14 protein-coding genes are annotated in these 12,050 nt (G+C 44.5%); 3 read left to right on the top strand and 11 right to left on the bottom strand.

The window, feature by feature from the left end; all coding sequences use genetic code 11:
- Positions 1–158: 158 nt before the first annotated feature.
- Complete coding sequence (locus tag ASG93_RS30305) at positions 159–755, bottom strand: glycerol-3-phosphate acyltransferase (protein WP_056838299.1); 597 nt, start codon at positions 753–755, stop codon at positions 159–161.
- On the bottom strand, positions 752–1,846 hold the full coding sequence (locus tag ASG93_RS30300) for a glycosyltransferase family 2 protein (RefSeq protein ID WP_056838297.1): 1,095 nt from the start codon (positions 1,844–1,846) through the stop codon (positions 752–754). Before ASG93_RS30300 ends, ASG93_RS30305 begins: the two co-directional genes overlap by 4 nt.
- A gap of 161 nt (positions 1,847–2,007) precedes the next feature.
- On the opposite strand from ASG93_RS30300, the gene ASG93_RS36045 reads away from it, so the two are divergent.
- Positions 2,008–2,181, top strand: a complete 174-nt coding sequence (locus ASG93_RS36045; RefSeq protein WP_164826796.1) for a hypothetical protein — start codon at positions 2,008–2,010, stop codon at positions 2,179–2,181.
- Between the two features lie 45 nt (positions 2,182–2,226).
- Entirely contained in the window at positions 2,227–2,982 is a 756-nt protein-coding gene (locus tag ASG93_RS30295; protein ID WP_056838295.1) for a hypothetical protein, read from the top strand.
- A 516-nt stretch (positions 2,983–3,498) separates the two neighbouring features.
- Here the strand turns inward: ASG93_RS30295 and ASG93_RS35570 are convergent.
- The 3 genes from ASG93_RS35570 to ASG93_RS30290 all read right to left on the bottom strand — a co-directional run bounded on the left by ASG93_RS35570 (position 3,499) and on the right by ASG93_RS30290 (position 4,921).
- On the bottom strand, positions 3,499–3,669 hold the full coding sequence (locus tag ASG93_RS35570; protein WP_156411102.1) for a hypothetical protein: 171 nt from the start codon (positions 3,667–3,669) through the stop codon (positions 3,499–3,501).
- A gap of 173 nt (positions 3,670–3,842) precedes the next feature.
- The gene (locus ASG93_RS37345) at positions 3,843–3,932 is read right to left on the bottom strand and encodes an NAD(P)H-dependent oxidoreductase (protein WP_082615187.1); all 90 of its coding nucleotides are present in this window, start codon (positions 3,930–3,932) and stop codon (positions 3,843–3,845) included.
- A gap of 23 nt (positions 3,933–3,955) precedes the next feature.
- Positions 3,956–4,921: an NAD(P)H-binding protein gene (locus ASG93_RS30290; protein ID WP_082615186.1), complete on the bottom strand. Its 966-nt coding sequence runs from the start codon at positions 4,919–4,921 to the stop codon at positions 3,956–3,958.
- Positions 4,922–5,345: 424 nt separating this feature from the next.
- Here ASG93_RS30290 and ASG93_RS30285 point away from each other — a divergent pair, with 424 nt between their 5' ends.
- Positions 5,346–5,828: a WYL domain-containing protein gene (locus tag ASG93_RS30285; protein WP_082615185.1), complete on the top strand. Its 483-nt coding sequence runs from the start codon at positions 5,346–5,348 to the stop codon at positions 5,826–5,828.
- A 142-nt stretch (positions 5,829–5,970) separates the two neighbouring features.
- Here the strand turns inward: ASG93_RS30285 and ASG93_RS30280 are convergent, their stop codons facing one another.
- The 6 genes from ASG93_RS30280 to ASG93_RS30255 all read right to left on the bottom strand — a co-directional run bounded on the left by ASG93_RS30280 (position 5,971) and on the right by ASG93_RS30255 (position 11,893).
- On the bottom strand, positions 5,971–6,846 hold the full coding sequence (locus ASG93_RS30280) for a hypothetical protein (protein ID WP_056838289.1): 876 nt from the start codon (positions 6,844–6,846) through the stop codon (positions 5,971–5,973).
- Between the two features lie 101 nt (positions 6,847–6,947).
- Positions 6,948–8,015, bottom strand: coding sequence for a sensor histidine kinase (locus ASG93_RS30275; RefSeq protein ID WP_056838287.1), 1,068 nt, complete (start codon positions 8,013–8,015; stop codon positions 6,948–6,950).
- A complete protein-coding gene (locus ASG93_RS30270; protein WP_056838285.1) occupies positions 8,015–8,707 on the bottom strand; it encodes a response regulator transcription factor in 693 nt (230 codons plus the stop codon). Before ASG93_RS30270 ends, ASG93_RS30275 begins: the two co-directional genes overlap by 1 nt.
- Before the next feature lie 109 nt (positions 8,708–8,816).
- Positions 8,817–11,195 carry a heavy metal translocating P-type ATPase gene (locus tag ASG93_RS30265; RefSeq protein ID WP_056838665.1) on the bottom strand — a complete coding sequence of 793 codons (2,379 nt, stop codon included), beginning with the start codon at positions 11,193–11,195 and terminating at the stop codon, positions 8,817–8,819.
- 144 nt (positions 11,196–11,339) lie between these two features.
- A complete protein-coding gene (locus ASG93_RS30260; protein ID WP_056838284.1) occupies positions 11,340–11,543 on the bottom strand; it encodes a copper ion binding protein in 204 nt (67 codons plus the stop codon).
- Positions 11,544–11,560: 17 nt separating this feature from the next.
- Positions 11,561–11,893, bottom strand: a complete 333-nt coding sequence (locus ASG93_RS30255; protein WP_056838282.1) for a metal-sensitive transcriptional regulator — start codon at positions 11,891–11,893, stop codon at positions 11,561–11,563.
- Positions 11,894–12,050 lie beyond the last annotated feature (157 nt).

Genomic DNA, 12,050 nt, shown 5'->3' with positions numbered 1-12,050 from the left:
ACCAAAGATCCCTATTGGGGATACCGAGAACTTATACCTTCTGTGGTAAATAAAGGGTAAGCTTCGCTTACCCCAAACCCAAAACATATAAATTCTTATCTACGAACAAAAAAATGGATCCCGGCAACAAGGCCGAGATCCATTTTATTAATTTTTCATCATCTTTTTATATAAACAGCAAGCTCATTTCTATGGGTATATGCAAGCAGTAGAAAATTCGCAAACCATACCCAAAGGATCGCACTCGAGTAATCCCTCATATACAAATAGATACCTACTAACAGAAAACCGACTACGACCTGCAAGCCGTCTGCCTCAGTCGATGTAGACTTTCCTCTGTTGATCGCCTTAATTGCACTCAGTAAAACGGCCAAAACTACGGCAAAAGCAAGAGAAGCTTCAAAATTGGATAAAGCACTCCATACACCGAAGGTCACAGCGATTGCTTTGCCTCCCTTACCCCTCAGAAATGGAGAAAAGGCATGCCCGATAATCGGAGCCAGTGCGACGGAAATAATGGCGTACCCTTGAACTTTTTCATTCCCCACTACAAAAAGAAGGATAAGGTATCCTTTTAAAAAGTCAAGAGCAATACCAACAATACCAAGCTTATAACCAGCTGCTTTCCACAGATTTAGAGCCCCCGGATTCCCGTCACCAACCGTCTTCAAGTTTTTTTGGGCGATAAGGCCAAGCCAGTAAGAAAACATGAAAGATCCTGAGAGAAAGGCACAAACCGTCCAAACAATGGTCATTGCCCCCTCCTGCTTCCTACCTTAACGTGCCGTCCTTTCCATGAAACATGCCCAAGGAATACGACCTGATAAACGGAATACAGCATGACGAAGATGAAGAATAACGTTGAGAGAACATGCAAGACAGGCATGATAATTCCAAATACACCAACATATTTAATCAAATAAAACAGCTGAATCATATATAAGAGATATCCGATGAAAAGTGGCAGCGCCCACGAGGTGTTGATAAATAGGAAAAAAGTTTCAGAAGCAATCAGTCCGACAAACCAGATGGCAACAAGGAGGATCGTGCCCGGACTTAACTTTGACGTGCTTAGGACTGCTCCTTTACCAAAGCCTTGAACCTCGCTTTCGATCCCTTGTGGATACATACGAAAAGAAACCAGGCCACGCCCGATAAAATTCGTCACTTGAATCCCTGCACTCCTATAAGTGGCCCCAAGGTTCAAATCATCCAACATTTCCGACTTGATGCTTTGATGTCCCTTAATTCTCTCATAATCTTCCCTAGTCGTTAAGATGCAGGAGCCATACAGACCTTTTTTCGGATTCTTCTTTTCAAAAGGGGACGTAAAAGCGAATACACCAAGCACATTAAAGATCAGCGCCAGTCTTTCAACAAACTTCTCCGTATAATGGAAGGGAACGACAGAAATGACTCCTCCCGCTTTATGTCTCGCCTTGACCAATGTCTCCAGCGCACGTGGAGCTAAGCGAATATCCGCATCAAGAAAGGCAATTAGATCACCCGAAGCATGCAAATATCCGTTCCATACAGCCCAGTTTTTACCCGTCCATCCCTGTGGAAGACTCGTGTTGCTAATCACCTTAACCCCGTAGCTTTCAGCAATTTCCTTCGTATCGTCCTCCGAAAAATCATCAACAACGATGATTTCAAACGGTTCCAGGGTTTGGACCTTCAGTGCATGGAGAAGATAAGGCAAATTGCATGCTTCATTCCTGGCAGGGATTATAATGGACAGCTTCACATCTTTCGAAACTTGATCCTGACTGACGGTGATCACATTTTTTCTAAATAATAAGAACCCACATAGACATCCGATGATAAATAAGACGAATATCGCCACCCTCGAACCTCCTCCTTCGATTCCCTCATAACGGATGGATGAAAGTGCTGCAACTACAATATGGAGAACAGGTTGTATTCATATATATGTGCTCATCAAGCGAACATTTCCGCAATTGTGTTATAATGTTCAATATCAAATTACTGGAGGCATAATGGCATATGAAAATATATGTTATCCTCTCTTTCGATGGCGAAGGAATGGAAAATGTTTATGTTGGCGCTGATGAGGAGAAAGCACTTTCTCTGAAGCCGACTGATTTTGAAAACTGCGAGGCCCTTTTCGTAGAGATTTGGGAAGACGGCGAGAAAACCGACGATTACCGCTTAGAATAACTAGCGATACATACTTCTAACAAATAATAGAAAGGCGGACAACTCATGGTCCATGCGTTTACCATCCAACCCCCAACTTATAACACTTTCGAAGACGAGACCGAGCAGCTCGAACAATGTAAAGAATGGGGCTTGCTATCGGAGAAAGCAGCGAAAACAAAGGCATTCTTCTACAAGGGGAACGGCATGAATCTGCCATGCGGCATTGTTGGATTTGTGGATAAAATGACTGCTGTCATTGAATTCGACAACAAACAGCTGCACTGCATCCACCCCTCTTACCTAAAGGAAATGCAAGCAGCCAATTACAGCCAGAGAGGTGCAGGAACCGCTGACGCCGCAGAGGCGGAAGTTTCAGAGCTTGAGGCTTTGCAAGAAGATACTCCAGTTGCCGTAGAAGCTAATGTGGAGGATACTGCAGAAGCTAGTGTTGAAGAAGTTAAAAAGGCCCCCAAAGAGCCGAAAAAAGAGAAGGCGGCCAAAAAAGAAAAAGCTCCAAAACTTCAACTACCCGAAGATAAAGTGAAAATGATCGCTATAGTAAAGGAATTTACAACGGTACCGAACAATTTCTCTGATACAGAAGATGAAGTCGTTATCTACGAAGCTGTTTCCATGACAGAACCTGAAATGGAAATCGGAGAAGCATGGTCCAGCCACAGTGCCACACTTAAGAAATTGGAGCTAGAAATCGGGGACAAGCTTTCGTTCGAATGTAAAATTGTAGCGAAAAAGCTCTCGAAACATCCGGTACCTTACAAAATCAACAATCCTGCTAAATTACAAAAGGTGACGTCCTGAATTGATATTGAAAACATGTCGGTTAACAAGCTTCCTTCTGGCTATGAGAAGTCCTTTTTGGACTTCTCAACAACACTTTGCTACTTTTCCGRCRKTGAGAAGTCCATTTCGGCTCTCTCAGCATACATTTGTCGRTTAACAAGCTTCCTTCTGGCTATGAGAAGTCCTTTTTGGACTTCTCARCAACACTTTGCTACTTTYCCGRCRKTGAGAAGTCCATTGTGGCCCTCTCAGCATACATTTGTCGATTAACAAGCGTCCTTATGGCTCTGAGAAGTCCTTTTTGGACTTCTCAGCAACACGTTGCTACTTTTCCGACAGTGAGAAGTCCATTTCGGCTCTCTYWGCATACATTTGTCGGTTAAAGAGCATCCTTCTGGCTCCGAGAAGTCCTTTTTGGACTTCACAGCAACACTTTGCTACTTTTCCGGCGTTGAGAAGTCCATTTCGGCTCTCTYWGCATACATTTGTCGGTTAAAGAGCATCCTTCTGGCTATGAGAAATCTATTTGCCCATCTAATGCTTCAGCTTTCTTCTTGCTTCTAGCTCCTTCTTCAACGCATGTTCAACGGATTCTGCTAGGATATCGAATTTTTCTGCAACGGTGTACGTTAGGGTTTTCCCACAACGGATGCAGCGCTGCAGTTGAAGTTCTGTGACTTTTGAACAATGTGTGCATTTAATCATCGTATATAGACCACCTTTGAAAATATCATACCTCTATTATACACATATACATCAAAAAGCCACCTATTTACCTACCCATTTGAACCCCCCAGGTGACTACAAAACATGGACATCCAGTGAGCATAAGCTAGACCGATGTCCATGTTAGGAAAACAATACCTCACATTGATTGATTAATTACAACCGATTAAATTATGTTCTTCTACATACCCTTGCAGCATCGCAGGCAATCCCGTCCACCATAGCGGATAAATGAACACCACATGATCCGCCTACGATACATAGGCTAAAGAGAGCCTTTTCTTCTCTGCAACGAGTGAACCGTAGCCGTAATTCCCTTTTCGAAGGCGGTCGCCCGTGTCGGTCCGATCAATCGCTCGTATTTGTCCCCGCTCAAGACAAGCGGCTCTTCGGTCAAATAGAGCATCTCCACGACTTCCTTCATAACTGGAACAGCCATACCGAGCAAAGACAGCCCGACTCTTCCCAGCGGAATAACCGATTTGGCGCTTCCACTAGCCTGCTGGGCTATTTGCACGATCTCCTTGCCCGAGATCAAGCCTGCACCAGGTATATGCCAGTTCTGCCCATAAGCATCGTCCTTGCCTGCGAGCTCCGCGATCATGAACGCGGCGTCCGGTAAGTAGATGAACTCGCGAGGGACACGCATATTGCCTATGAAAAATGCCATCTTGCCAGCCGCAATCGCTTCAAGTGTAGACCCCAGATAAGAGGCCTCATTCGCCGTGGGGCCGTAATAATCCGGCAAGCGGACGATCATGACCTTAGCTCGGCTCCACCGCTTATCGAACAGCATCTTCTCGTAAGCGAGCCTGGTCTTGCCCTTCTTCGTATGCGGCTGCTTGGGATGCTCCTCGGTCGCCCGAGCCATCTGCCTTCTTCCATAGGGATAGATGCCGTCGATCGCGACTACTTTTATGCCCAGCCGGTCAGCTGCCTCCATCACCGATTCGCCAAGAGGAATCAGCTTGCTTACCATCTCGTGATAGGGCACGTTAGCGCAATGGAACAGGACGTCCGCGCCTTCCGAAGCGGAGACGATGTCATCCGAACGGAAAGCATCACCTACGGCAATCGTCAGATGCTCTGGATGATCCAGCCTAGCCCTAAGATCTTCCAGCTTCTGACGTGATCGCCCGAAAGCCACCGTCTGAATTCCTCGCTTAACCAACTCTTCTGCAACCGAAGCACCTGTACCTCCCGTTGCTCCTACTACTATCGCTTTTTCCAAAAGAACCACCTCATTTTTTTATTTTGTGATTGATCAATCACTAACTTGAAATCAATATAACACGATGTTATTGATTGGTCAATCACTATTTTTGAAAAACTCGTACTCATCCTCATATTCCCTTCATTGCCAGTACGTCCGAAATGTTGCACAATATACCCCGGGCAAGGAACAACCTCGTGCTTTCCTCGGCATTCGGACTACCGATCACTCGGAAAGCCTCCAAAACCATTTGTCGGACTTCTCCGTACCCATTACGCATCGTTTCTCGCATTGTCTGAGAGCCCTTACTCTTCCCAAAAGGAATAGAAAGGGCTCCGCTTTATGGATGGCGAATAATTACTTTACCAAAATTCGAAGCCTCCTTGAAGTAGCTGAACGCCTCCTTGGCTTCGTCGAAAGAAAACACACGTGACTATCGAGTATGACGCGGGCAAGGGAGCCGAAAGAAGAGACATTCAGCCGATCGGTCCTTATGCTAGTCAGGGCTAGGTATTGCCCGGCCTACTGCTTCGAGCGCAGAGGATATCGCCTCTTCCGTGCGGATCGAGTACGCTCCGCCAGCTTGAACGGTTTGCTCGACTGCTTGGATGAGGTTGACAAGAAACCCATCTTCGATTGGAATGTCGACGAGTTGAATGCATCGGAGAAAATGGAACTGATCCTCAGCCTGACACCCATGGGAGTATGGACTCTCGAGGAGAACGGCTGGTTTAATGAGTTCATTGAGCGCTATGAGGATGGAAGTGGTACGATCCGTATGATGATCCCGGTGAACAAGGTATCGTTTTATGCGGAAATGATTTGGGGAGTTGGAGAAGCGGCCAAGATTATCGAACCTCCAGAGGCGATAACTTATATCGAACAAAAGTTGGTGATGATGAGGCAGCAGTATGGGCTTTTTTAGAATGGGGAGCGATCAGTATCTGGTAAATCATAGGGAGTAAAACAAAACTTCTTGCTTTCCCTTTCATTATGAGAATTCCCCATTTTGGAAACCAATGTATATAATAGCCCAGTTTTCTCAGAAAACTGGGCATTTATCATTATTACGGTACTTTTACAACAAACGGTACGGTAAATACTTTACCGTTCTGCTGGAATTGTCCCCAAATCTTGTATACGCCGCTATGCGGGAACGTCGTCATAAATTTGGCATCCGGTCCTGACGCCTTTTCATCTGTTGGATGCACGTGCAGATAATCTTCTGCATCTTGGGTTAAGATTACGACGTGTCCAACTGCTCCTAGGTAAGGCTGTAGGTCTGTTACAGGCTGCTTCGACTGAGCGTCTTTAATATTGAAGTTCAAGTTTAGTTCCATGCCCGCCATAAGGTGATCAATCGAAAGCGTGACTTCCTTACCGTCCACCACTTTAGTTAATGTTGCATCAGGTTCAATTGATTTTTGAGCAGGCACGTCTCCTTGAACCGTAATCCATTGGCTCTTATTCATTGCTCCCATACCCGTTGGAGTGATATCGGCAATCACTTTAAACTCACCTGCTGTAGGAAATTGTGTTGTGACGGTAAACTCTCCATTACCTTTATAATCAGGGTGAATGTGGTTAAAGAAAGACAAATCCTTGCTTACAACGATAAAATGCATCTGTTTTTCATGTACAGTATCAAATTTATCAATCGGTTTGCCGTCTTTATCCTGGATTTTAATCGAGATTGTCGTATCTTGGTTCGGCATCGTCTTATCACCAGCAAGCTTAAACAGGGCTTGGACATTTCCTGCTTGTGTGGAAGCTGCCTCTTTGGCCATGCCGCTATGGTCCATTCCCGCTGTACCGCCTTGCGCAGCATTATTCGTTGATCCTGACGTTCCGTTATGCGAAGAATGGTCCATCGAACTGCCTGCTTTTCCGCATGCCGTTAAGATCGCAGCCGTAAGTAAAATTGAAATTGCTACTTTTTTCATTGTATCCTCCTAATATAGGGCTTTGAGCGTAGCTCAAAGTCTCTCCTCTTTTTATCACCTTATTATAAAAGGTACTTGTGTAGATCTTGTGAGGATCGGTACTAAATCTTAGGAAAATGTATCTCTACAGATGTTCCTTCACCGACCCGACTTTCCATTCGAATGGTTCCTCCATGTACTTCAACCAACTTTTTTACAATAGTTAAACCAATCCCACTCCCTCCTGATTTACGTTCGCGGGATTTTTCTACGCGGTAAAAACGTTCAAATACAAAACGCAGATCAGCTTCATTCATACCAATCCCAGTATCCGATACAATAATAACCACCGCGTGTTGTTCTTCCTTCACTTCAACAGATACTTTCCCCCCTTGGGGTGTAAACTTTAGCGCATTCGTTAAAAGGTTCACCACGATTTGACCCAAACGCTGCTTATCCAAGGTAGCTTCAACGTTTGTTAAGCCTTCAAAAAAAAGGTTAACTCCCTTTTGATCAAAAGAAGCCCTGCTTGCTTCGGTATTACGATGAACAATTGCTGAAACATTTTCTTTATGCAAATTCAGCTTGAAATGTGGTGACTCCATTTCCGTTAATTGCTCTAAATCACCAACAAGGAACCGCAAACGTTCAATTTCCTCATAACAAGACTCTAGGCGCTGGGGAGCGGGCTCCCAAACACCGTCAATCATCGCTTCCATATGGCTTTTAAGTGTTGCAAGCGGCGTTCTTAATTCATGCGCCACATCAGCTGTCATTGTTTTACGTAATTGCTCTTGGTGCATAAGCTGTTCAGCGAGATGATTAAGGGAGCCGCCTAGATCGGCGATCTCGTCATTGCCTTTGACTGTCGTTCTTGCTCCAAGTTCTCCACTTGCCATTCGCTCTGCGACCTTTTTCATATGTATCAGCGGGGCTGTGAGCCTTTTAGCAATAAACAGACTTAACAGAACCGAGAGCAATATACCTAAAATGGCAGACCAAAGAACAGACTGTACTAATGCCTGCTCAAAATGGGTATCAAATGCTGGAGCGTTCATATCCATAGCTTGGTGCTGATACAAGGAGAAGTGGTAGTGTGTTTCTAAGATAAACGCTATGGTAGAAATGAGCAAAACACCGGAGGCTACGCCAATAAATGCGATGACGATACGAGCGTATAGTCCTTTCATTATGCTTCGCCTCCCGTAAACCGGTAACCTACGGAAAAGACGGTAACGATATATTGAGGCTTTTTGGGATCAGATTCAATCTTTTGACGGAGGTTTTTGACATGCTGATCGATCGAGCGAGTATCTCCTTCAAAATCAAAACCGAGCACTTTTTCAATTAATTCCTCCCGTGTAAAGGTTCGATTGGGATGATGTGCCATAATTAGCAGCAATTTATATTCATTAGGAGTCAGACTTATCAGATTCCCAATTTTATAAACTTCATGTTTCATCGGCCGAATGACAAGATCGTCGTCTTGAAACGAAATGGTTTCAGCAAGAAGTGTATCATCTTGGGCGCGGCGTAAAATGGCTTTCACTCTTGCCGTTAATTCACGTGGGCTGAATGGCTTCACAACATAATCATCGGCTCCAAGTGTTAATCCTTGGACGCGATCATCTTCAGAAACTTTCGCTGTTAGCATGATGACAGGAACAGGAGAAAACTGCCGAATCGCTCTGCATACATTTTCCCCCGACATGTCCGGAAGCATTAGATCCAAAATAAGAAGATCAACATTTCCGCCGCGAACAAGTTCAAGCGCTTTGTTCCCTGTACTGGCTTCAACAGTCGTATATCCTTCATTTTGTAAATAGGATGCAACAACTTCACGAATCTTCTCTTCATCATCAACGATTAAAATTGTCCTCATAAATCGAACAGACCCCCGTCACGCTCACTCTGCAATTGCTTCGTTCAATGCCATAATTAGGGTTAACTGCAAACTTCATCATCTGCATGTCTTCCCCACCTATGACCGATTATAACTTCACTCGTTGCAAGCGTAAGGCATTTAACACAACGGATACCGAGCTTAGTGCCATTGCAGCACCAGCTACCCAGGGAGCCAAAAGTCCAAGAGCCGCAATCGGAATCCCGAGCGTATTGTAACCGAGTGCCCAAAACAGGTTCTGTTTAATGTTCGCCATTGTTTTACGGCTCATATATATGGCATCTGTAATGCTTGTAAGTTCTCCGCGCATAAGCGTCACGTCCGCTGCTTCCATCGCGATGTCAGTGCCGGTTCCTATAGCTATGCCTACGTCTGCGGTCGCAAGAGCAGGAGCATCATTGATACCATCACCCACCATCGCCACTGTTTTACCTTGTCCTTGAAGTTTCTTCACTTCTTCGGCTTTGCCTTCCGGAAGAACTTCCGCGAGAACATGATCGATGCCAACTTGCTGCGCGATGGAAAGCGCCGTACGTTTATTGTCACCTGTCATCATGATAACCTCGATGCCCATTTGTTTTAAACGAGAGACCGCTTCTTTCGATGTATCTTTGATTGTATCCGCTACGGCGACCATGCCTGCGTACTTGTTATCCACTGCTACGAGCATAGCTGTTTTACCATCGGATTCGAGCTTTTCCATGTCTGTAACAGCTTTGCTGAAGTCAATGGCTTGACGCTGCAGAAGCTTACGGGTTCCAACCATCACTTCCTTGCCTTCTACAATGGCTCGAATTCCGTAGCCGGGAATGGCTTCGAACTGCTCAGTAGTGGTTAGGGTTATGCCTTTAGCCACGATTCCTGCCACGATCGCTTCAGCAAGAGGATGCTCCGATTGTTTTTCGGCAGAGCCGATTAAGCGAAGTGCTGTTTCTTCATCCATGTTTTCAATTTGAACGTCAGTAAGTTCCGGTTTGCCTTTCGTTACCGTACCCGTTTTATCAAGCACGATGGTTTGCACTTTTTGCATGGATTCTAAATGTTCCCCGCCTTTAAACAGGATGCCAAATTCCGCCGCGCGACCGGATCCGGCCATAATCGATGTTGGTGTTGCAAGACCTAGAGCACAAGGGCAAGCAATGACGAGGACAGCAATGGCCTTTTCCAGCGCAGTTGCAAATTCAGAAGGAGCAACCCAGATAAACCAAACCAGAAATGTGACAACAGCAATTCCTACAACAATCGGGACAAAAATACCCGAGATCACGTCAGCGATACGTTGAATAGGTGCTTTAGAACCTTGGGCCTCTTCCACAACTTTAATAATTTGAGCGAGAGCTGTCTCTTTACCAATACGAGTTGCTTTAATTTTTAAACTGCCGTTTTTATTAACTGTAGCGCCAATAACGGCATCACCGGTTTTCTTCTCAATAGGGATACTCTCACCCGTAAGCATGGATTCATCAACAGCGGACAAACCGTCTACAACTTCACCATCGACTGGAATTTTCTCACCCGGTTTTACAAGCACAATGTCCCCGATGACAACTTCTTCAACCGGTATCGACTCTTCTTGACCATTCCGAATGACTAACGCTGTTTTCGCTTGAAGTCCCATCAATTTCTTGATGGCTTCAGAAGTTCTTCCTTTTGCCAACACTTCAAACAGTTTCCCTAAGATAATCAAAGTAATAAGAATCGCGCTTGTTTCGTAATACATATCCGGTGCATGGTGATTGGCATCAGATGAAGCAGCCCACCGCAGCGTTAGATATAAACTATAGAAGTACGCGGCTGATGTTCCGAGGGAAACAAGCACATCCATATTGGCGCTTTTATTACGAAGGGCTTTGTATGCCCCTACGTAAAACTGCCAACCGATAATAAACTGTACCGGTGTAGCAAGTACAAGCTGTATCCAAGGATTCATCAAGAACTCTGGCAAGTAAATCCACGATGTAAATGTAAAGTGGCTCACCATTGCCCATAGAAGCGGTAACGAAAAGATTGCCGATACCGCTAGCTGGATTTTCTTGTGTCTTATCTCCTTTTGCTTATAATCGCCTTTAGCTTCAACTTCCTCTTTAAGCATGGCTTTGTATCCAAGCTGATCAACTTTATTAACCATATCGCTTACAGAAACTTCGGCAGCGCTAAACTCAATATGAGCAGTTTCTAAAGCAAGGTTAACAGTTGCTTTGCTGACACCTGGCATTTTATTTAAGCCTTTTTCAATACGTGTGGCGCACGCTGCGCATGTCATACCTACGATATTAAAATCTACTGCATCCTTCACGGTGCCGTAACCCAGATCCAGTATTTTTTCTTCCATGGCAGATACGCTGATTTGACTCGGATTATACGCTACTAAAGCCTTCTCAAGTGCAAAATTCACGTTGGCTTCTGCAACACCTTCTAATTTCTTCAAGCCTTTTTCTATTCGGTTCGCACATGCCGCACAAGTCATGCCCGTAATTTGCAAACTCGCTTGTTGCTGCTCTAATGGTTTCACTATTTCTGTCCCTCCAGCCCACGAATACCCCTACGGGGTATATTTTTCTCGAAAAAAATAGGTGCTACATTGGAGCCGCATGAAGCGGCTCATTTATCTTTATTTCGTAACGTCATAGCCTTGATCTTCGATTGCTAATTTAATAGCGTCCAAAGAAACTTTGGACTCATCGAAATCTACAGTAACTGATCCACCACTCAAATCAACTTTGCCGGAAGCACCAAGTTTCTTAACTGCGCCCTCAACGGAATTCACGCAATGCCCGCAGGACATACCCTCAACTTTAAGTGTAACTGTTTGCATATCAAATCTCTCCTTTATTATTTCATTAATTTATTCACGGTAATCATGAGTTCTTTAATAACCTCATTATCGCCTTCTTGAATGCGTTCGATCACACAGCTGTTAAGATGATGCTCGAGAAGCAGTTTCCCAACCCCGTTTAAAGCGGATTGAACCGCGGCAATTTGATTTAACACATCGTCACAATACGTATCCTTCTCAATAAGACCTTTCACACCGCGAATTTGTCCTTCGATGCGATTGAGCCTAGAATTCAAATTGTTTTTTGTTTTATCAGAATGATGACTTTTTCGATCACTGCCAGAATGACAACTGTCCTCATTTAATTCTTGTTTATCATGTTGTTCCATATCATTTCCTCCTCACATTTAGAATATACCATACCCCTATACCCTATATCAAGCCCTTATTACAAATTATTTCCATTTTCGATATTTCGCTAAACACGAAAGATAATCATCAACACGGCAGCCAAGATGGAAAACCCCCAATCAAAATTGATTAGGG

This window comes from Paenibacillus sp. Soil787 (genome assembly GCF_001429545.1).
Lineage (GTDB): Bacteria > Bacillota > Bacilli > Paenibacillales > NBRC-103111 > Paenibacillus_E.
This window is presented reverse-complemented; position numbering and strand designations above follow the sequence as displayed.